The organism is Pseudoalteromonas sp. S1612, from assembly GCF_005887175.1.
Taxonomy (GTDB): Bacteria; Pseudomonadota; Gammaproteobacteria; order Enterobacterales; family Alteromonadaceae; genus Pseudoalteromonas; species Pseudoalteromonas undina.
In genome coordinates this window covers 15,458-40,828 of sequence record NZ_PNDH01000029.1, presented here as the reverse complement: position 1 = coordinate 40,828, position 25,371 = coordinate 15,458, and the positions used below count along the sequence as shown (strand labels likewise).

General features: G+C 41.3%; 19 protein-coding genes and 2 pseudogenes. 14 read left to right on the top strand and 7 right to left on the bottom strand.

Going from position 1 to position 25,371, the window contains the following annotated elements; genetic code table 11:
- From CWB78_RS10955 to CWB78_RS10915, 9 genes and pseudogenes are all read left to right on the top strand, one after another.
- Window positions 1-893, top strand: an 893-nt coding sequence (locus CWB78_RS10955) for a FecR family protein (RefSeq protein ID WP_138595566.1), incomplete at its 5' end; no start/stop codon positions are given.
- 82 nt (window positions 894-975) lie between these two features.
- Window positions 976-3,612, top strand: a complete 2,637-nt coding sequence (locus CWB78_RS10950; protein ID WP_138595564.1) for a TonB-dependent receptor domain-containing protein — start codon at window positions 976-978, stop codon at window positions 3,610-3,612.
- Window positions 3,613-3,671: 59 nt separating this feature from the next.
- Window positions 3,672-4,262: a biliverdin-producing heme oxygenase gene (locus CWB78_RS10945; protein WP_138595562.1), complete on the top strand. Its 591-nt coding sequence runs from the start codon at window positions 3,672-3,674 to the stop codon at window positions 4,260-4,262.
- Window positions 4,259-4,654, top strand: coding sequence for a YbaN family protein (locus tag CWB78_RS10940; protein WP_054202718.1), 396 nt, complete (start codon window positions 4,259-4,261; stop codon window positions 4,652-4,654). The genes CWB78_RS10945 and CWB78_RS10940 overlap by 4 nt, the downstream gene beginning before the upstream one ends.
- 106 nt (window positions 4,655-4,760) lie before the next feature.
- Window positions 4,761-5,393 (top strand): PepSY-associated TM helix domain-containing protein, encoded by a 633-nt coding sequence (locus tag CWB78_RS10935; protein ID WP_041709754.1) that lies wholly within the window; start codon window positions 4,761-4,763, stop codon window positions 5,391-5,393.
- A complete protein-coding gene (locus tag CWB78_RS10930) occupies window positions 5,393-5,899 on the top strand; it encodes a DUF2271 domain-containing protein (RefSeq protein ID WP_138595560.1) in 507 nt (168 codons plus the stop codon). Before CWB78_RS10935 ends, CWB78_RS10930 begins: the two co-directional genes overlap by 1 nt.
- 34 nt (window positions 5,900-5,933) lie before the next feature.
- Window positions 5,934-6,780: pseudogene (locus CWB78_RS10925) on the top strand (DUF4198 domain-containing protein).
- Between the two features lie 248 nt (window positions 6,781-7,028).
- A complete protein-coding gene (locus CWB78_RS10920) occupies window positions 7,029-9,563 on the top strand; it encodes a TonB-dependent receptor plug domain-containing protein (RefSeq protein ID WP_138595558.1) in 2,535 nt (844 codons plus the stop codon).
- Window positions 9,564-9,769: 206 nt separating this feature from the next.
- A complete protein-coding gene (locus CWB78_RS10915; RefSeq protein ID WP_138595556.1) occupies window positions 9,770-10,660 on the top strand; it encodes a DUF4097 family beta strand repeat-containing protein in 891 nt (296 codons plus the stop codon).
- Between the two features lie 38 nt (window positions 10,661-10,698).
- Here the strand turns inward: CWB78_RS10915 and CWB78_RS10910 are convergent, their stop codons facing one another.
- Window positions 10,699-11,223, bottom strand: a complete 525-nt coding sequence (locus CWB78_RS10910) for a hypothetical protein (RefSeq protein ID WP_010392204.1) — start codon at window positions 11,221-11,223, stop codon at window positions 10,699-10,701.
- A gap of 303 nt (window positions 11,224-11,526) precedes the next feature.
- Here CWB78_RS10910 and CWB78_RS10905 point away from each other — a divergent pair, with 303 nt between their 5' ends.
- Window positions 11,527-13,419, top strand: a complete 1,893-nt coding sequence (locus CWB78_RS10905) for a monovalent cation:proton antiporter-2 (CPA2) family protein (protein WP_138570786.1) — start codon at window positions 11,527-11,529, stop codon at window positions 13,417-13,419.
- On the opposite strand, the gene CWB78_RS10900 is transcribed toward CWB78_RS10905, so the two are convergent.
- From CWB78_RS10900 to CWB78_RS10890, 3 genes are all read right to left on the bottom strand, one after another.
- A complete protein-coding gene (locus CWB78_RS10900; RefSeq protein ID WP_054202726.1) occupies window positions 13,394-14,107 on the bottom strand; it encodes a hypothetical protein in 714 nt (237 codons plus the stop codon). The genes CWB78_RS10905 and CWB78_RS10900 overlap by 26 nt on opposite strands.
- A 118-nt stretch (window positions 14,108-14,225) precedes the next feature.
- On the bottom strand, window positions 14,226-16,019 hold the full coding sequence (locus CWB78_RS10895; RefSeq protein WP_010392197.1) for an alkaline phosphatase: 1,794 nt from the start codon (window positions 16,017-16,019) through the stop codon (window positions 14,226-14,228).
- Between the two features lie 11 nt (window positions 16,020-16,030).
- A complete protein-coding gene (locus CWB78_RS10890) occupies window positions 16,031-17,620 on the bottom strand; it encodes an alkaline phosphatase (protein ID WP_138595554.1) in 1,590 nt (529 codons plus the stop codon).
- A gap of 300 nt (window positions 17,621-17,920) precedes the next feature.
- Here CWB78_RS10890 and CWB78_RS10885 point away from each other — a divergent pair, with 300 nt between their 5' ends.
- A complete protein-coding gene (locus CWB78_RS10885; protein ID WP_008112798.1) occupies window positions 17,921-18,166 on the top strand; it encodes a DUF3297 family protein in 246 nt (81 codons plus the stop codon).
- Between the two features lie 165 nt (window positions 18,167-18,331).
- Window positions 18,332-19,234, top strand: a complete 903-nt coding sequence (locus CWB78_RS10880; protein WP_138595552.1) for a homocysteine S-methyltransferase family protein — start codon at window positions 18,332-18,334, stop codon at window positions 19,232-19,234.
- Window positions 19,235-19,278: 44 nt separating this feature from the next.
- Here CWB78_RS10880 and CWB78_RS10875 read toward each other — a convergent pair whose 3' ends face one another.
- From CWB78_RS10875 to CWB78_RS10865, 3 genes and pseudogenes are all read right to left on the bottom strand, one after another.
- Window positions 19,279-20,115 (bottom strand): alpha/beta hydrolase, encoded by an 837-nt coding sequence (locus tag CWB78_RS10875; RefSeq protein ID WP_138595550.1) that lies wholly within the window; start codon window positions 20,113-20,115, stop codon window positions 19,279-19,281.
- 73 nt (window positions 20,116-20,188) lie between these two features.
- A pseudogene (locus CWB78_RS10870) lies at window positions 20,189-20,604 on the bottom strand (MerC domain-containing protein).
- The gene (locus CWB78_RS10865) at window positions 20,604-21,095 is read right to left on the bottom strand and encodes a Fur family transcriptional regulator (protein ID WP_138595548.1); all 492 of its coding nucleotides are present in this window, start codon (window positions 21,093-21,095) and stop codon (window positions 20,604-20,606) included. Before CWB78_RS10865 ends, CWB78_RS10870 begins: the two are co-directional and overlap by 1 nt.
- A 332-nt stretch (window positions 21,096-21,427) precedes the next feature.
- Between CWB78_RS10865 and CWB78_RS10860 the strand changes: the two genes are divergently transcribed.
- A complete protein-coding gene (locus CWB78_RS10860) occupies window positions 21,428-23,845 on the top strand; it encodes a TonB-dependent receptor (RefSeq protein WP_138595546.1) in 2,418 nt (805 codons plus the stop codon).
- A 32-nt stretch (window positions 23,846-23,877) separates the two neighbouring features.
- A complete protein-coding gene (locus tag CWB78_RS10855; protein ID WP_138595544.1) occupies window positions 23,878-25,275 on the top strand; it encodes a 5-methyltetrahydrofolate--homocysteine methyltransferase in 1,398 nt (465 codons plus the stop codon).
- Window positions 25,276-25,371 lie beyond the last annotated feature (96 nt).

Genomic DNA, 25,371 nt, shown 5'->3' with positions numbered 1-25,371 from the left:
AAAAAGTTGGGTTAACTGCATCACAAAAAAAGGCTTTTATTCAATGGCTCAATACCAGTAAGGCGCATCAAACCGCTTACCAAGAAAGTGTGCAGGTTGAACGGCTATTAACGCAATTTAGTGAACATGAAATTGAACAACTCAATACACCAAAACCTAAAAGATTTTTATCTACATGGGCTATAGCAGCATGTGCTGCCTGTTTAATGCTCACTATTACCGGGTATCAGTTGTGGCCAAATGAAGTATCGCCCACCCAGTATACTGCTCATTATAAATCAAACCGAGGTGAACAATTTGATATTGCTCTACCCGATGGTTCCCAGCTAAGCGTAGATGCAAAAACACAAATTTCACTCGACTTTAACCCTAACTCACGTAAAAACAAACTCGTTCAAGGGCGTGTATTTTTTAATGTGGCCAGTGACTTACAGCGTCCTTTTATTGTTAGCACTGATGATACAAAAATCACCGTACTGGGCACTCGCTTCAGCGTTGATAAAAAAAAGCATAGCACGCGTATCAGCGTCGAACATGGAAGGGTAAAGATACAAAACAACAACCACCTAATTGAGTTAGTACAAGGACAGCACGTTGTATTTAACGAGCTTGGAATGGATGTGCAAACAATAGACCCTACACTTGTTGATGCATGGCGTAGTGGCCGATTAGTTTTTAGTAACGCACCGCTTGTGGAAGTATGTGCTGAATTTAACCGTTATCATGACACAGAGTTTACGTTCTCCGATGATCGAGTTGCTGCGCTAAAAGTATCTGGGACATTTTCAGCTGTTCAACTTGATAACTTTCTAAACCTATTACCACACGTGCTCCCTGTTGAAATTAAACGCGAAAATAATCAAGTTATTATAAGTAAGGCGGACAATTCTTAAAAATAAATAATCTTTTTATTGAGGGATTCTCATTATCATTCGTTTTCATATAAACAACTTTGCTTTATATGGAACAATTGCAATGAATACAATAACTCGTTACGGTATTAAACTATCTCCCATCGCCTTAGCTTTAGGGGTTGCTGTTAGCTTTCCCACAACAGCTCAAAGTACCTCCACTATAGTAACGTTTAATATTGCTCAACAACCTTTGAGTACTTCACTTAATTTGCTCGCTGAGCAAGCAAATATGAATCTCATTGCAGATGCATCTTTATTGCGAGAGCTAAAAGCACCAGCAATTTATGGACAAAAAACACTAATAGGCGCTTTAACATTTACATTAGAAGAAACTGGCCTCAGTGCAAAAGTTGTCAATAACAGCATTATTATCCAGAAAAATGGTGCTATAAAAGAAACAAAACAACAAAATAAGCGCGATTTTCACAATAAAAAAGCGAATAAGAATGCCCATAAAGATGTCCCTGAAAACATCGAAGTCATTGTTGTAAGTGGCAACAAAATTCAATTAGACCGCCACCAGCTCGAACGCAGTAAAGGCAGTTCAAATTCAGATATTTTTTCAACGTTTACCGGCATCGACGCAAATAATTTACGTAACGAAGCTGGCGCACTCGATATTGGTATTCGTGGTGTTCAAGGTGAAGGTCGAGTGCCTATTTTTATTGATGGGAGCTTGCAATCCACCCACACAAACCGTGGCTACATGGGCACCTCAGATAGAACCTACATCGACTCAGATTTTATTAGTACTGTTGCCGTTGAAAAGGGTACAACAGCAAAAAGTGGCGCATTTAGTGCTGGCGCAATTGGCGGAACAGTTAATATCAGAACACTCAACACCACTGATATTCTGACAAAAGATCAAAGCGTTGGCGCGTTGATTAAACTTAAAACGTATAACAATAATCACACACCTACAGTCTCCGATAACCCATGGCAGCAACAGTACTATCAGGTGAGTAACCACAATAGCACTAGTGACTTTGATAATGGCGGTATTTTACTCGCAGGTGCATTTAAAACGGATCAATTAAATGCTGTGCTTGCCTATAGTGATAAAAAAACAGGTAACTATTTTGCTGGTAAACACGGCTTTGAAAACTTTGTTGAAACGTATGATTGGGGCCAAGTATTACCCCCTGTTAATCAACACGGTGAAGTAGTCAATACCAGCTTTGAAAGCGAATCCTACCTTGCAAAAGTACAATATGCTTTTAACGATGAACATGACATTGAATTAAATACTCGCCATCACCAGCAACAAGCGGGTGAAATGTTGGCTTCATACTGGTTCAAGCAACGCGAAGGGGATTTTTGGATACTCCCTGATGGTGAATATGGCACAATACCCGCCAACATAGAAACCATGCCACAATGGCAGCCTGGTACAGCGCTGGTTAATAGCGCAAGCTTGCTTTATCGCTTTCTACCCACGAATAATCCATTAGTCGATTTGAAGATCAACGCATGGACAACCAACGCAAAGTTACAACAGTATAACGCCTTGGCCAGTAATTTAGGCCCTAATGCACTGCAATACTTTCACGAATACAGCAACCAACGCCACGGTGTCGGAATTTATAACAGCGCTGCTTTTACTGTTTCTTCAATCCCCACAGTATTAATGTATGGCGCTTCTTGGCAAAACGAGGTACTAAAACCTAAAGCAGGAGCACTGGAGTATTTTTACACCGATAAAACCACCTCTCGTGACGGCAAACAAACTGTTCGCAGTGTGTTTGTAAATGGCCAGTTTGATTTCGATCCCATTGAGTTAACCTTGAACCTAAACCATCATGATTCTAGTACGCATGACCATCAAGGGGAGCATGCAATAAAGTTTTCGCCAAAAACAGATTTTACAGCACTGCTTCATTACAATGTATTTGATAACACCACGCTAAAAGCAAAGTACAGCAAAGCGTATCGAATGCCGAATATCTACGAGACGACTATTTCAAATGAAGTATTTACCTACTCGTCTGATTACCCTGTTATACCTGAAAACAGCAACACCTTTGAATTAGGTATTGAAAGCCATTTTAGTAATGCGTTAATTAAAGGGGATCGTCTAACGCTATCCGCTAGCTATTTCGACACTCGTATTGAACACATGTTAGCAACCGCACAATTGCCAAATAAAGATCCGGATGCTGAACCATGGCAAACTACAAAATATACATTCACCAATTACGATAGCTTTGAGTTACCAGGTATTGAGCTTAATCTAAATTACCAAAGTGATTTATTTTACAGCACAGTTTCATATACCAATTACACTAATATAAAAATCTGTTCTGCCTTAATTAGTAATATTGAGCAAGTTGATCGCTGTAACGGTCAAGGTTTTTCAGGCAGTTTAACGCCCCTTCGTATTCCTCCTAAACGAAACCTTGTTGTTGGCTTTGGGAGCACCTTCATTGATGATCAACTGGACATCGGCTTCACTTATAAAGGGCATTCTGATAAACAGCACCCTGCAGGATTTTTAAGCGGTACTGGTGCCAAGGCAGTTAGTAAAATTCCAGCAAGTTATCAACTCGATTTTTACGCGAACTATAAGTTTAACGATATGTTCAGCGGATTTACCACAATCACTAACCTCACAGATAGATACATAGTGTCATCCGGTTCAATTGTTGCCATGCCAGAGCCAGGCAGAACTGTAACTTTGGGGCTAGAGATAAAGCTATAGCTAATTAGGGCTATTCACTTAGCCCACTTTTACTTAAACCGTCATAACTAGGAGTCAACATGACTAGCACCACTTTAGCCCCCTCTCGTGCAGTACAATTAAAAGCCAGTACAGCTGACGTACATGACAACATAGATAAAAGCATTATGGATAAAGACCCATTTGCAAACACTGAAAACTATATCCAGTTTTTAACGTTACAATATTATTTTTTAAATGATGTGTCTGCGCTCTATGAACACAACGAATTAAATATGGTCATTGAAAATTTATCAGCACGCCGACGTTTAAATATGCTTGAGCAAGACTTTCAAGATCTTGAATACCCAGTGCCTGCATCAGCGTTCACTTCATTAATTAGCAACGAGACTGACTTAGCAACAGCGCTGGGCTGGCTTTATGTAGTAGAAGGGTCAAAAGTTGGCGCTGCAATGCTAGGCAAACAAGCGCAAGCTAGACTACTGTTAACAAAAAAGTATGGTGCCCGTTATTTATCAGGCCCTGGTGCAGGTCGTGGCAGTGACTGGCGTCATCTAGTACAATTAATTGATAGTATTGAGCTAAATGACACACAAGAGCGAGCATTGATCAATGGTGCACGCCAAGCGTTTACTCGATTCCAACTTTTTCAGGCGCATGTCTATTCATGAATTTAAAGGTCGCTTTAGTCGCATATAAGAATGCGGGATACCAACTATTAGGGTTAGCGTTAGTTGGTTTGGGGATTATTGGCATTTTATTACCTGTTATGCCCACCACTATTTTCTTTATTTTGGCATTAGCATGTTTTACACGTTCATCGCCAAAGCTTGCGACTTGGTTACTCGAACACCCTCGTTATGGCGCGACTTTGCGCCATTGGCACAGCCACAAGGTCGTGCCACTAAAAGCTAAATGGTTTGCGGGCATAGGTATGCTAATAGGCTTTATATTTTTATTATACAGCAGCTCTCCTTCTTGGGTTATTGTCCTAGTTGCTGTTGTTGAAGTGCTGGTTTTGACTTACTTAATTTCTAAGCCCTCAACTCCACCTAAAAACTAATACAATTCGATATAAGTAAAATAAAGTGTAAAGTTTGGTAAATAAATTTGTAACAGCTAATGCAAATCATTATCATCCGTACAAATTAATTAAATCTGCACCTTTTATGCCCTTTGTTAATAAACGCGCTTTATATAGTACGAGTCGTGCTTTACATATCTATATTTCTACCGCTTTGTTTTTTTTACTTATTCTATTTTGTGTAAGTGGCATAGTGCTAAATCATGTTGACTGGTTAAAAAACGATAAAAACAACGGCCAAATTACCGCAGCAATTCCAGCTGAACTACTTGTAAAAGCACAAACAGAATTAAACACTCTACCTACTATTTATCCTCAAATAGAAGCTTACCTAGCCAAGCAATATGGGCTGAATAAAGTAAAAAGCATTGAATGGGAAAAGCAAGATTCACTGGTCATGCTCGACTATCCATTACCAGCAGGCTACGCCTACGCAGAATTTGATTTTATTAGTGGCGAATTGTTACTCGATTATCAAACTGGGGGGTTTTTAAGTGTAATTGGCGACCTACATAAAGGTCGTTACAGCGGTGAAGTATGGAGCTGGGTTATTGATATATCAGCAGTGCTGATGATCCTATTTGCCATCACCGGCATGATTATTTTATTTCAAAATAGAAAAAAACGCTTAGCAGGAATATGGATAACCGCATTAGGTGTAGCAACACCTATCGTTATTTACCTGTGTTGGGTACCACAAATAAAAGGAGTGTCTTAATGTTTAAAATTAAACCATGGCTAAGCATCACGCTGTTAGTCGCCGCGCTATTTCAAATTAATGCTCATGCACAATCGCCAAGGTTAGAAGTTGAATTAACCCTCGCCGATTTAAACGTGCAACCTTACCACCGACCTTATGTTGCTGTATGGCTGGAAACACCAGATCGCAAACACGTAACAACGCTTGCACTATGGGTTCAAAAAGCAGAATGGTTTAAAGATCTACGCCAATGGTGGCGCAAAGCCGGTAAAAGTAATGCTCAGTTTGATGGTGTCAGCGGCGCAACCAAGCGTGCCGGCACATATACAATTAGTTGGGATGGCAACGATCTAAACGGTAACCCTGTGACGCCCGGTAAATACCTACTTAATATTGAAGTTGTGCGCGAAGAAGGTGGCCGTGATTACAGCCGCATTGAGCTTGATTTAACTCAATCAGAGAAAATAACTATTGAAGGTAAAAACGAATTTGCGACCAGCTTTGTCACTGTAAGCACTAGGTAACCCCTACTTATCATTCAAATTTAAAGGAAAAATAATGAACGTTAGTTTATCAAAAATTGCATTAATAGGCGCACTGAGTTTATCGGCGCTTGTATCAACAGCGGCAAATGCACATGCCCGTTGGTTACTACCTTCGCACACTTCGCTTTCTGGCGATAAAGCGCATTACGTTATGATTGACGCAAGTATTTCTAACGAAATTTTTGCACCTGATAAAGCATTTCGTCCAAGCACAAAAGGCGCAGAGTACGACGATACTCTGCTTATGGCACTTGCCCCAAATGGCGAGCAAGTTACCGATACCATTCGTGCCTATTACCTAAAGCGCAAAAGCTCTGCAGCAGTAAAACTTCAGCAACAAGGCACCTATCATATTGCGATGACGCAAAAACCTATGTACATGACATTTTACAAAAATGCAGCAGGTGAGCGAAGCCGTGTATTCGCTAAAAAAGCAGATGCCAACTTACCTAAAGACGCCAGCGATATCACCACAATTAAAACCATCTCTACTGTTGATACCTTTGTTAGCCATAATGGCACGTCAAAACCCGCTCAACTAGGTCAAGGCTTAGAGCTAAGCGGCCCAACCCATCCAAACGACTTATTTGTTGGTGAGCAAGCACGCTTTTCAACTACTAAGCGATGGCAAGCCGGTTGGCGAAGGGATTGAAATAAGTATTTTAAAAGGTGATACACGTTACCGTAATAGCCGTGGTGAGATTAAAGTAACCACAGATAAAGACGGTTTTTTTGCCACTACTTGGCAACACCCTGGTTTATACCTAATTGAAACGTCTCAAAAAGTAACAGTTAATGAAGCTGGCGTAGACGTAGGTCGCTATGCACTATTTACAACCCTTGAAGTAGCACCTGAGTAATTATTAAATATTATTTATTAGGCCAAGCAAATAGTTTGGCCTTTTTTATCACTTAGTCTGCCATTTTCTCTGCATAAATCGGCATATTCTTAATATTTTTCACTTTTCGCTCTATCCTCATTTTAGCCTAGTATTAGGATCACTTCTTTTTATAAAAATAGTTGAATAACATAGTCAATTTAGATCTTTGCGGTGCACTAGCCGCTTCTATATGATGCGCACTTTTCAAAATCTTCAAGGCACGCTTAATGACTTTTCAGCATTTATCAGCTAATAAAAAATTAGCACTTAGCTTGGCTATTACCACCGCACTTAGCGCCTCTTTTTCAGTTGCGAATGCGGCTGAGCAAACTAACCAAGTGGAAGAGAATATCGAAGTAATTTCAGTAACTGGCACGCGCCGCAGCTTACGAAGTATTGCGCAAAGTACCGTGCCTGTGGATATTATTAGCAGCGACGATATGGCAAGCACAGGTCAACTTGAAATCAGCCAAGTGCTCGCTAACCAAGTACCAAGCTTTAACTACCCAAGTGCCACACTGTCTGATGGTACCGATCATGCTCGCCCAGCGGTTTTAAGAGGCCTTGCACCTGATCACACTCTAGTGCTTATTAATGGTAAACGTCGCCACTCTGGTGCGTTATTAAACTTAGGCGGTACGGTTGGTCGCGGCTCTACCGCGGTTGATTTAAACATGATCCCCACCTCTGCAATTAAGCGTGTTGAGGTACTACGTGATGGGGCAGCAGCACAATATGGTTCTGACGCCATTGCGGGTGTAATCAATATTGTTTTAAAAGATGCAACCGAAGGCGGTAGTGTTAGCGTAACTTATGGCCAATACGACAGCCAAATGGCCGGTGTACCACAACTAAATAGCACTTATGCTGATGAAAACGGTAACCTTGCTTTTAATTTAGGCGACGATCGTCAGGTTAACGACGGCAATACCCGCACAATTAGCGCAAACTCTGGTTTTTCACTGGCAGACAATGGTTTTTTAAACGTCTCGATTGAATACCGTGATAACGACTCAACTCAACGCTCTGGTTTTGATCCGCGTGAACAATACAACCGCCTAGATAATGGCAGCCTAGACCCACGCGAATTTACAATCAACCGCTATAATCATCGTTTTGGTAAAGCTGAGCTTGAAGATTACGCGTTGTTTTATAACATGGGATACGACTTAGATAACGGCTTTAATGTTTATTCGTTTGGTAGCTATTCTGAGCGTGAAGGTAACTCGGGCGGATTTTACCGCCGTGCAAAAGACAGCCGCAATGTTTTAGAGCTCTACCCCAATGGCTTTTTACCACAAATTGCTACGGACGTAAAAGATTACTCGCTGGCACTTGGTTTACAAGGCGATAGTGGCGATTGGGCGTGGGATGTAAGCACTAACTATGGTCGAAATGACTTTGGCTTAGGGGTTGTAAATAGCCTAAATACTTCGCTAGGTACTAATAGCCAAACTGAGTTTGATAATGGCGCCATGGTTTACGATCAACTTTTAGTTAACTTTGATGCAAATACTACCGTTGATTTTGGTCTACCTGATGATGTGTTTTTCACTATTGGTGCTGAGTATCGCCGTGAAAGCTATAAAATAGAGCAAGGTGAAGAAGCTTCTTATATTACTGCACTTGATGACAACGGCAACCCAATTGCTGCTGGCGGCGCGCAAGTGCTTCCTGGTTTTGGACCACAAAGCGCAACTAACGAAAGCCGTCATAACGTTGCCGTATTTGCTGAATTTGACACTTATTTAACTGATAAGTGGAATGTAGTTTTAGCCAGTCGTTATGAAGATTACAGCGATTTTGGTAACACATTTACTTCAAAATTAGCCACGCGTTACAGTATTACCGACAACCTATCATTACGTGGTGCTGCCAGTACTGGGTTTCGTGCGCCGTCACTTGCACAAAGCTCGTACCGTCAAATATCGACTATTCTTGAAAATAACCAGCCTTTTGAAGTTGGCCTATTTCCAAGCTCTGCTCCTGCAGCGCAAGCATTAGGTGCAAAACAGCTTGATGCCGAAGACTCGGTTAATGTTACCGCTGGATTTGTTTATACCCAAGGTAGCTTTAGTTTAACGGTTGATGCGTACCGCATTGATATTGATGACCGGATCGTACTCTCTGAAAACTTAAGCGGTAACGCTGTGCAGCAAATTCTAGCCAATGCGGGCGAGCTAAATACCGAAAGTGTGCGTTACTTTACTAACGCCATAGATTCGCGCACGCAAGGTGTTGATATTGTGGCAACGTACACGCTTGATTTAAATACATTGGGTGATCTGCGCTTAAACGCAGCTGCAAACATTAATGACACCGAAGTGACTCATGTTGATGCAAACCCAAGCGAGCTAAGTTCTTTAGGTGATGACTACGTGGTATTTGCCCGTCGTGAAGTCGGTCGCTTTGAGCAAGGCACACCCGATAACAAGCTAAATCTATCAGCCGTTTGGAGCTTTAACCAATGGCAAACAACCTTGCGTGCAACTCGCTATGGGGAAGTGGCAGATATTTCAACTACCAGCGATGGTGATGAATATTTAGATGCCAAATGGATCACTGATTTAGAAGTTGCTTATCGCCCTAACGATGCGTGGAAGTTTGCAGTCGGTGCAAATAATCTGTTTGATCAGTATCCACAAGCAACGGTAGATAACATTGGCTACTCTAACTTTGGGCAAATATTTCCATACACGCCTTATACACCCTACAGTTTAGATGGGCGCTTTTTATACGGTAACATTACTTATAGCTTTTAAGTAAACATCAATTAAAAATAGAGTAATTACAAAAGGATGCATCGCGCATCCTTTTTATTAACATTTAGTCTTTTTCACCATATTTTGGCATTTTATCTTTTTAGCAATCACTGTCATTTCATATAAAACAATAACTTACATTTCGGTCTCATTTTTGCTCTATACTTTGTATATTAACTAAAATAATCAATATCAAAGGACTAAACATGAGCGCATCAACTCTATTCAACTTCACTAAGCCCGTTTCACTAATTAGTGGTATTTTATTACTCAGCGGTTGTGTATTTCATATATCGCCTAGCGTTGCGTCGGTAAAACAAACACAACAACTTACATTACCTAGCAATAACCTTGAATACCTAGACGTACTAAGCGGCGCAGGTTCACTTAAAATAACAGGCTCATCAACAGCAACCAGTATTAGTGTTAACGCCACTATATACACTGCCGACATTGACGATGAATACGAACTCACACTCGAGCAAAACGGTACACAAGCAAAGCTTGTTGCACAAAACAAAAGTAATACTGGAATTACCTTTTACAGCGGTCAATCACCAAGTATTGATTTAGTGGTCACTGTACCTAACAAGCTAAATTTAGATATTAACGACGGCTCAGGCGATATTGTTATTAACGCGATACAAAGCAATATTGATGTAAAAGATGGCTCTGGCAGTATTGATATTAATAGTGCTAAAAACTTAAATATTGACGATGGCTCGGGCAGTATTTACGTAAAAAATGTAGTCGGCGATTTAGCATTAAATGATGGTTCAGGTAGCATTGATATTGATAATGTCAGTGGTAATGTCGCAATTGAAGATGGCTCCGGCGAAATACAAGTCACTAATGTAACAGGCGCATTAAACGTTGAAGATGGCTCGGGCGGCATAACTATCAAGCATATTAATGGCGCAGTTACCGTAGACGATAACTCTGGAGATATGCTGATTGAACATATTGACTCAAGCGTAACTATTGAAGATGGCTCTGGCGATATTCGCGTTAATCACGCTAAAGGGCTAACTATTACAGAAGCAGGCTCTGGCGATGTTAGCATCGATAATATCTCTGGTTCAGTAAAGCTAGACTAATAATCTAATTTTGCTTTCGAATTATATAAAACGGTCAATTAATTGACCGTTTTTGGTTTTGTATAATCAATAGTGTGGTCACAGCTGCCATCGTTTTCACAATCATTTATTCCATCGCCATCGCTATCCCAACTTGGGTGCATAGTTTTTACAGGCACGGCTACATCTGCATGTTTAATAATGGTTAACTTATAATCGCTTGTTTCACCACGTCTCGCTGCATTACGCATTAAATAAACTCGCACAACATAATCTCCATCTGTGCTGAGTTGATATTTAGCTTCATGCCCTTCTATTGAGCCAATAAATACGGCTTCATTACTGTCTAAGGGCAAAATATTAAAGTAGTTACTTAAATTTGAAGGAGTCAGAGTCACATTCAGAATTTCACCTGCTTTTGCACTAACTAAATAGTCATTAAATTCATCACCAGTAATTTGCTGTTCAAGCTCAGCTCGCTGTGGCTCAAACTCAACCTTGTACTGTTGAGCTTGCACCGTTTGTGTAAATACCGCAGCAAACACAGTGGTCAGCATAATTTTTAAAAGCAGCTTAATACTCATTTTAGTTCCTATAAAAAACATATTATTAAATTTAATGGTACACAATAAAGTAATACCAATTCGCTTAATTAAGTGAGCTATTTTGAGGGAGGGCAATCGTGTCGATAGCAAGGTAAAACATTGTTATTTAGTTGTTCTAAAAGAGAAGTTTTTAACGCAACTAACATCTGGTTTACCCCTTCAAAATGATTAAATAGTATTGCGGATTAGTATGCGTTAATAATGTTTCTTTCACAATTAACTCAAACTTAATTTATAGTAGTATCAAAATATAAATAACTCCTAACCTCAAGAGAGCACCCCATGCTAGAAATTGCTTTAATTTACTTAGCCGCCGCTATCGTTGCAGTTCCCATAGCAAAACGACTTGGGCTTGGCTCTGTGCTGGGTTATTTAATTGCCGGCATTTTGATAGGCCCTTACGCATTAGGAGTTGTAGGTGACCAAACCGATGTAATGCACTTTGCCGAATTTGGCGTAGTGATGATGCTATTTTTGGTCGGCCTTGAACTGCAACCTTCGCGTTTATGGACTCTGCGCCACTCAATTTTAGGGCTTGGCGGATTACAAGTGGTATTAAGTGCAGCAGCTATTTTTGCTTTTTGTTATTGGTTTTTTGCTATGCATTGGCAAACCGCACTGGCTATAGGCTTAATGCTCGCGCTATCTTCAACGGCTATTGTGCTGCAAAGCCTTGAAGAAAAAGGCTGGTTAAAGCAAGAAGCTGGGCAAAATGCATTTTCAGTTTTATTATTTCAAGATATTGCGATTATACCTATTTTAGCGCTACTCCCCTTACTCGCTTTTGCACCACAAGGTAACTCAAAAGACGTTAACGACTCCATCATTGCTAGCTGGCCTATTTGGCAACAAGTAGGGGTTTCTGTTGCAGTTATTGCCGCTATTATTGCTGGCGGTAAATATGTATCGGCACCACTGTTTAGATACATCGCGCAAACCCACATGCGTGAAATATTCACAATTTTTGCATTGTTTTTAGTGGTGGCTATTTCGCTAGTGATGCAAAGTATTGGCTTATCACCCGCACTCGGTACTTTTTTAGCCGGTGTTGTATTGGCCGAAAGTGAATTTAGACACGAGCTAGAAGCCGATATAGAGCCCTTTAAAGGCTTATTACTGGGGTTATTTTTTATCACGGTTGGCGCATCAATTAATTTTGAATTGCTGTTTAACCAGTTCAGTATCGTGATTGCCTTAGTGGTGTTATTAATTGTCATTAAAGCCTGCATTTTATTTGCCCTTGCTGTCACATTTAATATCAGCTCAAAGCAAAAACTCTTGTTTACTCTAGCACTCGCACAAGGTGGAGAATTTGCGTTTGTACTTTTAAGCGTGACCACCACATTAAGTATTTTAACTCCAGAGCAAACCAGCCTAGTGACCTTAGTGGTTGCGGTATCTATGCTAATAGCCCCTTTACTCCTGATGTTTTATGAACAACTACAAAAACGAAGTAGTAGCACTAAGCCCGAGTTTGATAAACCAGAACAAATAAGCACAGCAAAACATGTGATCATTGCCGGATATGGCCGTTTTGGGCAAATAATGGGACGTTTATTACATGCGCAAGGCTACGAAATTACCGTACTTGATCACAGCCCAAGCCAAATAGAACTGCTGCGCCGCTTTGGTAATACCGTATTTTATGGTGATGCAGCACGCCAAGAACTGCTTGAAGCAGCAGGCGCGCACACAGCACAAATGCTGGTTGTTGCAATTGATAACCCTGATAAAACCATTGAGATTATTAAGCTGGCGCATAAAAACTATCCACAATTAAAAATAGTAGCGCGTGCCATAGATCGCCGCCATGCATACCAATTACTTAATTTAAAAGTAGATGCATTTAACCGCGAAACCGTCGACTCAGCCATAAACTTAGCCATAGAATCGTTGCAATTGCTTGGTAATAGCAAAGAAGATGCTGAACGTGCTGGTAAATTATTTAGAGATCACGACCGTGCAGCGGTACTGCAACTTGCCGAACTATGGGGTGATGATGCCAGTTATGGTGTGGCTGTGCGTCAGCGTATGGAGGATTTAAAGCAAGTATTACAACAAGATAAACAAGCACGGCAAAACTTAAATACCTGTGACGCCAACGACTATAAAAATGGCTTAACCGAGAGCACGGTTAAGCCAAAAAATGCTAATGATGATGCCCACCTTGAATAGCCTCGCCTTGCTGATTATAAAAACCAGTAGCGCCGTGCTCTATAAAACCAAGGTTAATCATTTTAGCTAAAAATGGATCGCTTTCGTTATCGCCAATATCCGCGTAATCGGTGGTTTGAAAGTTATCCCATTTTGCAAACTGAGCCTTAATTGCAGGTGTATCACTGTTTACATCATTTAAGCTAAGCAAGGTTTGAGTATCACTTTTTTTATTGGTCACACTAAAAGTTTTAACTAATTTTGCTTGCGGGAGAAAAGCCAGCTTAAATTGGTTATCGCCCTCATTAAGCACGTAATTTTTTACCTCATTACAACCCTCACCTTGTGAACTGACTAGGGTCATTTTTGCAATTAAATGGTTATCCACCAGCTGACTTTTAGCACTCCAATTTTGCACTCCACGTACCTCCGATGGTTGGTACTCAATACCGCGTTGTTCGGCATTAAAGTAACGAATAGGACGAAGCTGGTTATTACTTAGCTGCTGCCAAAGCTCGGTTAGTGTTTCACTTTGATGCGCCACCTGCTGATTGTTTCGCCAAAGAGTAAGTGACTGGGTGCTGTGCTGCGATTTGTGCTGATTGGTAATTTTATAGTCGGCTTTTAGTTGCGCAGCATCAATGTCGCACTGCTGGGCGAGCGCACTCGTGCTGGCCAGTGCTGAGAATATAAATAATAGCTTTTTCATTGAGGTAATCTCTTAGTTAAACATTACTTTATGACTCTAAAATAACGCTTAATAATGGCATTTGTATGACACAAAAAAAGCCCGCACAATGTGCGGGCTGTCTGTTTTGCTAGTTAATTTATTGCGCTACTTTTTCATCCGCCGCTTTTACAAAATCTGCGGCAAAGTCCATAACATGGAACAAAAAGCTTTGCTCATTAGTTCCGGTCACTAAGTGGGCACCAGGTCCGGTTGCATACACACCCACATCTTCACCCGCATGGGTTTCTGATGATAGTGGCACAAGTGCTTCTTGGTGAAAGCCCGGCGTTGTAGTATCAACATTGCTTAAATCAACGCGCCCTGTAACGGGTGCAAAGTTATATCCTTCATCTGCATCGGTTTCATTACCTAAGTCTCTAAAGCCACCACCATTAGTGTAGCCAACCGTAGTATAAGGCATATCATCGGCAGCTAAACTTGGCTCTGTTTGGCCTACACCAACCACTTTACCCAATATTGGGTTACCACGCTTAGGGTAACCCGCAATGGTAAATACATGGCTGTGATCGGCCGTGACCACGATTAGTGTTTCTTCTGGGTTAGTATTTTCCATCGCCACTTTTACTGCATTCGCTAACTCAATAGTGTCGTTTAATGCATTGTAAGCGTTACCCGCATGGTGGGCGTGGTCAATGCGGCCCGACTCTACTGTTAAGAAAAAACCTTTATCATTGTTATCTAAAACATTAATAGCTTTTTCGGTCATTTGCGATAGCGAAGGCTCGCCAGCGATATCGTTACCGCGGTCAGCTTCGTATTGCATGTGCGATTCGTTAAATAAGCCAAATACCTTTGTGGCATCATCGCTAATGGCATCAAACCCAGTTTGATCCATAACGTAAGTACCAGTAGGGTAAGTTGTTTGCCATTCTGTCACTAAATTACGCGCATCAGTACGGTCGCCTTCAACAGCACTCACCGCATCTGCAGAATTAAAGGCTGCATCTTTAGGTAAAAAATGACGACGCCCGCCACCCATAACCACTTCGATTCCGTCTACATCAACACCACTGAAACGGGCTTCTAAGTTCTTTTCAAAATTAACCAGCTGTGAAGCAATATCTTCACAATTGGCTGACTCTGAAGCTGGCATATCTGAAATATCTTCCCAGTTACGATCAGCCGACTTAGCATAAGTTGCCGCAGGCGTTGCATGGGTAATACGTGCCGTAGAAACAATACCGGTAGATTTACCAGCAATTTCAGCAAGCTCTAACGAAGTAACAAGCTCATGCCCTTTGCCTGATGCACAATTACCACGCTCAACTGCTTCATCAATACCAATTACACCCACATCGGTTTTTACACCAGAGGCCATTGCTGTCATCGTACCGGCAGAATCAGGTGTTTGTGCATCTACGTTATAAGTTTTTACAAACCCAGAATACGGCATAGTTTCAAAGCTTAATTGGTGATCTTCACCCATTTCACCCTGTAATTGCCCCGCTAAAATACGCGCTGCCGTTATAGTAGAAATACCCATACCATCACCAACAAACAAGATCACGTTTTTCGCTTTACCTGACTCTGTTACTACCTTACTTGCTGCATCTTGCGCACTAGCAAGTTTAGTTTGTGCGTCGCTAAACCAAGCATTGTTACTTAATGAAGCGAGCTGTTCACTCGTTAATGAGGTAGCTGGGTCGTTACATACTAAGTTAGTGTGCGTTACTTCGCTGCTCTCTAATTGCCCATTAGTATTGGTATCAACACCGCTTTGCGTTTCTACGCCGCCATTAACACATTGTGCTGAGCCTACTGCGATTTGGTTATCTACCGCTAAAATATTATTACTGTTTTTGTCGTCATCACTCGAACACCCAGTTAATGCGACCATTACTGCTAAAGAAAGTACTGTTAATTTATTCATGTGAGCCGCCATTATTGCTGAGTTAGTTCAAGAGCTTGATTAATTAAATGAAATACAACGTTTTGTTCTATAACACCTTGAGCAAGGTGAGCACCTGGGCCCATTGCATGCAATGAAATATCTTCACCTGCATGCGTTTCAGAGCCAAGTGGAACAGTAGCCTCTTGGTGAAAACCTGGCGTATTTGTATCAACACCATTTAGCTCAACACGTCCTGCAACCGCAGCTGTTTCATAGCTTGCATCCGCATCTGTTTCATCAACTAAGTTTCTAAAACCGAGGCCATTTGCATACCCAACGGTAGTGTATGGCATGTTATCGGCCGCTAGCGTTGGTGTGGTTTGGCCAACACCAACCACTTTACCTAAAATTGGGTTACCGCGTTTCGGGTAACCAGCAATAGTAAATACATGACTGTGATCGGCTGTAACTAAAATAAGCGTTTCTTCAGGGTCGGTGCTATCAACGGCAGCTTGAACGGCTTTTGCAAATTCAATAGTGTCGTTAAGTGCGTTAAAAGCATTACCCGCATGGTGAGCATGGTCAATACGGCCCGACTCTACGGTTAAGAAAAAGCCTTTTTCGTTTTTACCCAGTACATCAATCGCTTTAGTTGTCATATCGGTAAGCGACGGCTCACCAGCTATATCGTTGGCACGGTCAGCTTCGTATTGCATGTGAGATTCGTTAAATAAGCCAAAGACTTGGGTTGCATCATCGGCAATAGCATCAAATCCGGCTTGGTCCATCACATAAGTGCCATTTGGATATTGTGTTTGCCATTCAGTAACAAGGTTGCGCTCATCAGTACGATCGCCTTCTACGGCGCTCATTGCATCATTTGAATTTGCAGATGCATCTTTAGGTAAAAAGTGACGACGGCCGCCACCCATTACAAAGTCTAAACCATCAACATCGGTACCTATAAAACGCGCTTCTAGGTTTTTTTCAAAGTTAACTAGCTGTGAGGCAATATCTTCACAGCCTGCATTAACTGCTGCCTCTGGCATGTCTGAGATATCTTCCCAGTTGCGATCAGCCGATTTAGCATACGTTGCACCCGGTGTTGCGTGAGTGATACGTGCAGTTGAAACAACACCGGTAGCTAAGCCTTTAATTTCAGCCAGCTCCGTGGCTGTTAATAACTCATTACCGATAGCCGTTGCACAGTTACCTCGTTCAACCTTTTCATCAACCCCAATAACACCCACATCGGTTTTTACCCCTGAGATCATTGCTGTCATGGTGCCTGCTGAATCTGGTGTTTGTGCGTCAACATTGTAGGTTTTAACTTGTGCTGAATACGGGAATTTTTCAAAGCTTAAATAGCCTTCTTCACCGAGCTGGTTGTTTCGTTGACCTTGTAAAATTCGCGCCGCTGTTAAGGTAGAAATACCCATGCCATCGCCAACAAATAAAATTACATTTTTAGCTTTGGTGCTTTTAACCGCTTGTGCTTGCGTTGTTTTAGTTGTTAGTTTTGTTTGTGCGGCACTATACCAGCTGCTGTCTTTTTGACTTTGCGGTAGAACATTGGCATGACTAACGGCACTAAACGCACAGGTAAGTGCGATTGCCGCAGCGACTTTTTTAATTTTCATCCGTAATTCCCATTATGTAGTGGTTATTTTTAAAAACTGTGAGCTCAAAAACATCAACCGCTGCACTATAGGAAATAGATGTTACTAATAAAGGTAATTTTAATGACAAGAAGGTGACAGCCAAATTTTATATCAATAACACCTACTTTGTATTTCCAGCGACTGCTTAACCCTTCTCATAATATATGTAACAGCTCTATAAAAGCTCGTCACAATATATTAGTTTATTGATCTCTTGCTTGAGCCTAAGCTTGCTATTGCCTACAATAGCGCATAATTAATTCAACGCAGATCACTATTATGACTGATACAAACAAACCAGAATTACCTAATCAACTGTCTATTAACCCACGTAGCAAATTTTATGTAGAAGAAGTATTTGAGCATGAAATCGGTATTACACTTAACGGTAAAGAGCGTTTTGACGTTGAAGAGTACTGCATCAGCGAAGGTTGGATAAAAGTAGCGGCACCTAAAGCGCTAGACCGTCGCGGCCAGCCATTACTTATGAAAGTAAAAGGCACAGTAGAAGCCTTTTATAAGTAAGCTAACCCTTATTAAAACAAAGCGACACTTTTGAGTAGTCGCTTTTTTTGTGCCTGTTCAAAACATGTTGAACTTTTTTCATACTCAACCTGATGAAGTTTCATTATGAATTTTCAAAAAGTATGTTTGAATAGCTTTAATTATTTAGACGTATAGAAGTCCATTGTGAGCAAGTTAATAATATTAGATGGCGGCATGGGTCGTGAACTCAAACGCATGGGCGCGCCGTTTTCACAGCCACTGTGGAGTGCGCAAGCTTTAATAGAAGCACCGCAATGTGTAACCCAAGCACACCAAGGTTTTATAGATGCTGGCGCTGAAATAATTACTGTTAACAGCTATGCGTGTGTCCCCTTTCATTTAGGTGAAACGCTATACCAAGCCCAAGGTGCTGCGCTTGCTGAGCAGGCAGCGGTTATTGCAAAAAAGGTGACTCAAAACGCAAAGCAAACGGTACTCGTTGCCGGCTCACTGCCTCCTGCCTTTGGCTCGTATCGTGCTGATTTTTTCCAAAGTGATCGCGCATTTACTATTTTAGATACCCTTTATAAAGCACAAGACGAATATGTAGACATCTGGATTGGTGAAACCATATCAAACATTGAAGAAGCGCGGGTAATGGCAAGCGTACTGAAGAATTCAAACAAGCCATGTTATTACGCATTTACCCTAAGTGATGAAGTAAGCGAACAAGCGACATTGCGCTCTGGTGAATTAGTATCAGACGCTATCCTAGCACTACTCGAATATAAAATAGCGGGCATATTCTTTAACTGCTCTATTCCCGAGGTTATTGAACAAGCGCTGCGCGACACTAATCGCGTGCTAAAACAGCAAAATAAACATGTTGATTTAGGAGCATTTGCGAATGGTTTTACACCAATCGCCAGTGATTATAAAGCCAATGAAGGCTCGCAAGGTTACCGCGATTTATCTCCTGCTGAGTATGTAGCATTTGCTAAACAATGGCATAGCCTAGGCGCAACAATTATTGGCGGCTGCTGTGGTATTGGCCCCGAATTTATAGCAGCGCTGGTAAAGTGGAAAAGCGACATTAAAGTGATTTAATATCAATTATTTAACTATAAAAGTATCGAGAACCCCTTTTGAGCTTATTGACTGCTTCCCAATACCCAATCAAGCCCTTGTATTGCGGTAGTTGGGAATGCGGTTGCATGCTGTGCCCCTTCAATAACAACACTTTTTAATTTTATATTATCGCTATTGAGCGCATTAATTTTTTTCACAAGTTGCGCTGCGCCTTCAACCATATTTTGCCCTTCACCAAAGGCTGGCGTTTCCTTTGCCCCAACAGATACATAAACCTTTATTGGTATTTGGGGTTTATTCGCTTTTAACGCTAGCAGTGCATTATTATCAAACCAAACCGACGGGCTGCCAATGATATAATTGCTAAATAGCTCAGGCATCGTAAATAAAACAGCGGCGCCAAATAAACCGCCTAACGAGTTACCTATATACGTTCTTTGCGTGTTGCTTGCTCGGTAACTTTTTTCGATAAACGGCAGCACGGTATTTTTTAAAAACAGTGCATGATTTTTAGCGTTACCGGTTTGTTTTTTCCAGCTCAGGGATTGAGTGGGTGTATAATCCCTAACTCGACTACTAGCTCCTCTTGAGCCTTTTTCATAGCTGATCGCCACAATAATAGCCTGTTGCATTTTGCCGCTATTCATTGGAAACCGTGTGGCACCGGCAACGATAGGAAATGCATACGGCGCATCGGTTAAATAAATAACAGGATACGTTTTATTAGGCTCCTTTGCATATGACTTAGGTAGCTGGATAAAAATAGGATACACCCGCTTGGTAGCAGGGTCGGTGAGCTCAATAACACTACTTCTAGGGATCTCGTAGGGGGTATTTGCGCTTAATTTAAAACAGATGAAAACACAAAGTAACAGCAAAAGCCTTAAAGCAGTATTCACTAAATTAGTTTACCTAAAAAACGATATTTATAATTACAATGCCACATAGTCGCTATTTTTAACACTGGCAGTGTTAAACAAGTTGATCTGATTTATCACCTGAACAGGGGCAATTTTCGTTATTCTTTTTAAAACACTGTTGGTAATTAAACCAATGGGCTAGTGCGATAAAAGCGGAGCCAATTAAAGTGAGCGCTTTTTCGGCCTCTTCTGACCTAGCAATACTGCAATTATCAAAAAAGCTAAACCAACAACTCCACACGCCATATAACGTGTACGTTTGTGCTTTTTACAGCCTAAGTTCAAAGCTAATAAGCTTGTTGGTAATACTACAGCAAGAATCCACAAGTGAAACTGTTCAGCATTTATGTGTAGTACAGCAAGGCTTGGCAACAGCGCTAAAATAACCGGTGTTGCAAAACAATGTACCGTGCACATTAACGAAAGCCCAATGGCAAGCTTATCTGCTGTTGTTTGAGTCAGCTTCATTATTTATCCTTCTTTTTAATTGTGTTTGCGGTACTTTGCTGGCACCCAAAACAAACACCTGAGATTTCTAATTGCGAAGTTGCTGGCGTAAACCCTTTCATTTTCAGTTCCCTAAACAAAGATTTAACCGAATTGTTAAGGTCATTCACCTCACTTGCTTTATTACAAGAGCTACAAATTAAAAACATCGATAGTTGATGCTCTCTATCATCATTAACGTGACTGCACGGTATAAACTTATTTTCTAACTTTAATCTATGTACCAGACCTACCGACTCTAAAAAACCTAATATCCGATAAACGGACATTGCCAAAATCGGTGTATTTATTTGCTTATTAAATTGATCTGTTAACTCATAAGCAGACAAAGGTTTATTTGCTTTCAATAGAATTTCAAATACCTGCTGACGTTTTGGCGTTAATTTTTTTTCAAAGGCTTCACATCTTTTTATCGCAAAGCCCATCATCTCTTTAAATCGCTGCTTTTTCATATTACCCACTCTAATGTAGTGGGCTGATGTTTTAACTTTGCCATCCTTGTTGCTCAATGCCTCCGCTGTGGTTTTATCTAAAAATTTATTAACTAGAGATAAATAAATGTAACAACTAACTTTTGCTTTACAGCAAACAGATCCCCCACGAACAACACCTAAACAATGACAGAAGCACTTAACGCACTGAATTTAAATAAAAATTCAACTTAAGTTATGTAGGTGAAGTAGCCAAATTATATATCCTGAGTGATTTTTAGTTAATTAACTATTGATACAATATAACATTTCAAGCACAATTGATACAATATAACATTCGCAAAGGAATTCATATGACACGAAAATCTCAATTAGCTTTGTTTATAGCAGCCCTACTACCAACAAATGCACTTGCAAATACCATCGAAGGTGTTGTTCTAAACAACCAAGGTAAAGTGGTGACGAATGCAACTGTAGAAGTTGAAGGCTCAGATATAACAGCAGTAACAGATGCAAGCGGTAAGTTCGTAATAACTGATTTAAAAAGTGGTTTAAAAGAACTTCATATTACCGCCCCTGGTTATGCCCATCTGCATCGAGATATCACATTTAGTGATGATAAAAGCCAGTCAATTACCTTTAACTTAGAACGTTCACCCATTGAAGTAATTGATATTGAAGCGACGCCTATTCACATGTCGGCAATGGAATCCTCGTCTCCCGTTAGCGTGTTATCTGGCGAACAATTAAGACGGCAGCAAGCTGCAACCCTTGGCGATAGCCTTGAAAAACTCCCGGGGGTTAATACTAACTTTCATGCAAAAGTAGCCAGTACTCCTATTATTCGTGGCTTAAGCGGGCCGCGTGTTCTAATTACACAAAATGGCCTTGATGTCAGTGATGTTTCGCGCGTTGGCCCTGATCACTCAGTCGCATCAGAGGCATCAACCGCAAAACAAATCGAAGTATTACGTGGCCCTGCCACATTATTTTATGGCAGCGGCGCCATTGGTGGTGTGGTTAATGTAGTTGATAATCGGGTGCCAACAGATAGCACTACTCGCGGTGAGTGGAATGTAGAGCACAACTCTGTTGATAATCAAAAAATCGCCTCATTTAATGCCACTACTGGCACTGATTCTTTTGCATTTTATGCTGATGCCTTTTGGCGTGAAGCTGATGACTATGAAATACCCGTGGCCGCTGAATTAGCCCACGATGACCATGACCATGACCATGAAGAGCACAGTGGTGATTATACGGTTGCAAACAGTAATGAAGAGTCTGATGGCTTTACCCTAGGGGCCAGCTATTTAATGGACCAAGGTTTTGTTGGGATAGCTGTTGAGCAATTTAATCGTCAATACGGCATTCCAGGCCACACCCATGGTGGCGAAGATGTTAATAGCGCTGAGGAAAGCGTATATGCCGACTTAGAGCAAACTAAAGTGCAGTTGCTAGGTGAATATAACCTTGATAACAAATGGCTTAATAGAGTAAACCTGCGCGCAGGTTTTACAGATTACGAACATGCTGAAATTGAACATGGCGCAGTGGGTACCACGTTTGAAAATGAAACCAATGAGTTACGCGTAGACTTAATGCATAACCCGTTTGCGCAGTGGAATGGTGGTTTGAGCTTTCATTACAAACACAGTGATGTTGAAGCGCAAGGCTCTGAGGCATTCACACCACCGTCACAAACACAAAGCTTTGCTATAGCACTGATGGAAGAAAAACACTTTGGTGACTTTTTAGTGCAATTAGGTGGCCGAGTTGAACGGGTAACCATCGATGCTGATGACGTGTTACTACCTAACATTGATGCACACGCACATAATGACACCGGTGTTCATGACGATCATGCTCATGAAGAACATGCCGGCAATACTCGCGTATTTGACGTAGAACAAGAATTCACACCAGTTAGTTTATCAACAGGTGTCGTGTGGGATTTTGCACCTAGCTACAACTTAGGCTTGTCGGTATCTCGTTCTGAGCGTGCTCCTTCGGTGTCGGAGCTATTATCATTCGGCCCTCACATTGGAACTGGTACTTATGAAGTAGGCGCACTATTTGATATTCATGAAGACGGCCATTTTGGTTTATCTGAGCAAGCGATTGACCTAGAAACAGCAAACAATATTGATTTAACGTTTCGTAAAACCCAAGGTGATATCGGTTTCATTCTTAATGCTTTCTACAACCAAGTCGACAATTATTATTACCAAATCGACACAGGCCTATACGCCGAAAGCGGCCACGACCATGGTGATGAGCATAATCATGACCACGGTGACGAGCATGATCACTCATCTGAACTCCCAGTTTATTTATTTAAAACAGATGACGTAATTTTACATGGCTTTGAAGCACAAGTTGCATGGCAGTTAACCGATGAGTTTAAAGTTGATTTATTCTCAGATAACGTTCGTGCACGCCTTAAAGACGGTGGCGATTTACCACGCACACCACCGCTACGTTTTGGTACTGAGTTTAGCTACCAAACAAATAAGCTGAGTGCGCACCTCCACGTAACTCGTTATCAAGAGCAAGACCGTACCGCGCCAGAAGAAACAACCACAAACGGCTACACCATACTTGATGCCAGCGTTTCATATGACTTATCAGTGCTAAATCAAGATGTGTCTGTGTATCTACGTGGCACTAACTTAACAGACACAGAAGCGCGCGTGCATAGCTCATTTTTAAAGAATATAGCACCACGTCCAGGTCGTAGCTTTGCACTAGGTATTCGCGGTTACTTTTAAGCGCTAAAAAATTATAAATAAAGGAAATTAACATGACTAAACTATTCAAATTAAAATTAATTGCACTGGCAATAAGCAGCACATTAATCACCGCTTGTGGTGATGCAGAAACAAACATTGTCGAAAAAGACCCAATAGAAGTACCTGATGACGGCCACGATCATGGCGATGGTGGCGACCACGGTGATGAATACACTATTGATTCATTAGGTAGGCTTGCGATACTTGCTGGCGATAGCAACGAAGCGAACTTTTTCGACTTAGACGACAATGAGCTTCTTGATACATTCACTCTTACTAATGATTCAAACACGCTATCGTCGTCGCCTGACTTTCGTTATGCCGTGATTGCTAGCCGCGCTCAAGATTACCTCGGCTTTATAGACGGTGGCTTATGGCGCGAAGATCATGGCGCACACCTGCATGATTACGAACAAAGCCCTGAGTTTAGCAGTTATGAGCTAACTAGCGGCAGTCGCCCTACTCACTTGGTAAAGCACGATGGTAAATTAGCGGTATTTTATGATGGTGATGCAGCATCAGGCACAACTGCGTCTGTTGAAGTATTAACAGATAACGACATAACAAACGCAACAGCGACCTTACCTGGTATTAGTTACGACATTAATATGCACGGCGTCGCTGAGCCTCGTGGAGAGCATTTATTAGCGACCATTCGCCGCGATGATGCTCAAAGTACATCAAACGCTAAAATCCTGCCTGACCAAGTGGGTGTTTATCATTTTCATGATGGCGAATACGAACTTGAACAAACGTTAGAGTTAACATGCCCTGATTTGCACGGCGCAGCACAAAACCATGATTACGTAGCGTTCGGCTGTAGTGACGGTGTGCTATTAGCCCACCAGCATGATGACGAATATCACGCTGAAAAAGTAATAAATATTGATGCCGTCGGCGACTTACGCATTGGTAGTATATACGGCCATGAGGGCAGCGAAACCTTTATTGGTGTTGCATCTGGTCACGGCGGCGGCCCTGCTGTGATTGTGAGTATAAATCCTGCGAAAGCTGAAATGGAAGAATTTGAATGGCAACTAGCTGATGGCGCAAGCGCTGTTTCTTACTCTTTCTCAGCGAATGGCGAGCACTTTTTAGTTTTAGACAGCCTAGGCTTTTTAAACGTGCTTGAGGCGCATGCGCACGACGATCACATACACTGGGAGCTAGCAGGTCAAGTTGATATTACACAAGAAGATGTAACAACTATGCCTGAAGGCATGAAGTTTAGTATGACAGTAGCGCAAAATGGTCAGTTTGCTTACGTAGCCGACCCAATAGCCCAACACGTTGTACAAGTACACCTAGAAGACTTAGAAATTGAAGGTGAACTAGAACTTACATTCCCACCAGCCGCGATCACTTGGTTAGGTATTGCACAAGAGGAAGAGCACGACCACGTACATTAATTTTACGTTTTAAAAAGAGTACTCCCTTGAAGGTTGGCATTTTAATGCCAACCTTTTTTATTCACATTTTGTAACAGACCTTTTATCGTAAGTGCA

Bases quoted from the DNA above. Each gene is read 5' to 3' on its own strand.
- CWB78_RS10855 (WP_138595544.1), top strand. From the start codon at position 23,878: ATGACTAAACTATTCAAATTAAAATTAATTGCACTGGCAATAAGCAGC.
- CWB78_RS10930 (WP_138595560.1), top strand. From the start codon at position 5,393: ATGTTTAAAATTAAACCATGGCTAAGCATCACGCTGTTAGTCGCCGCG.
- CWB78_RS10950 (WP_138595564.1), top strand. From the start codon at position 976: ATGAATACAATAACTCGTTACGGTATTAAACTATCTCCCATCGCCTTA.
- CWB78_RS10920 (WP_138595558.1), top strand. From the start codon at position 7,029: ATGACTTTTCAGCATTTATCAGCTAATAAAAAATTAGCACTTAGCTTG.
- CWB78_RS10900 (WP_054202726.1), bottom strand. From the start codon at position 14,107: ATGAAAAAGCTATTATTTATATTCTCAGCACTGGCCAGCACGAGTGCG.
- CWB78_RS10860 (WP_138595546.1), top strand. From the start codon at position 21,428: ATGACACGAAAATCTCAATTAGCTTTGTTTATAGCAGCCCTACTACCA.
- CWB78_RS10935 (WP_041709754.1), top strand. From the start codon at position 4,761: ATGCCCTTTGTTAATAAACGCGCTTTATATAGTACGAGTCGTGCTTTA.
- CWB78_RS10895 (WP_010392197.1), bottom strand. From the start codon at position 16,019: ATGAATAAATTAACAGTACTTTCTTTAGCAGTAATGGTCGCATTAACT.
- CWB78_RS10890 (WP_138595554.1), bottom strand. From the start codon at position 17,620: ATGAAAATTAAAAAAGTCGCTGCGGCAATCGCACTTACCTGTGCGTTT.
- CWB78_RS10940 (WP_054202718.1), top strand. From the start codon at position 4,259: ATGAATTTAAAGGTCGCTTTAGTCGCATATAAGAATGCGGGATACCAA.
- CWB78_RS10885 (WP_008112798.1), top strand. From the start codon at position 17,921: ATGACTGATACAAACAAACCAGAATTACCTAATCAACTGTCTATTAAC.
- CWB78_RS10910 (WP_010392204.1), bottom strand. From the start codon at position 11,223: ATGAGTATTAAGCTGCTTTTAAAAATTATGCTGACCACTGTGTTTGCT.
- CWB78_RS10905 (WP_138570786.1), top strand. From the start codon at position 11,527: ATGCTAGAAATTGCTTTAATTTACTTAGCCGCCGCTATCGTTGCAGTT.
- CWB78_RS10865 (WP_138595548.1), bottom strand. From the start codon at position 21,095: ATGAAAAAGCAGCGATTTAAAGAGATGATGGGCTTTGCGATAAAAAGA.
- CWB78_RS10915 (WP_138595556.1), top strand. From the start codon at position 9,770: ATGAGCGCATCAACTCTATTCAACTTCACTAAGCCCGTTTCACTAATT.
- CWB78_RS10945 (WP_138595562.1), top strand. From the start codon at position 3,672: ATGACTAGCACCACTTTAGCCCCCTCTCGTGCAGTACAATTAAAAGCC.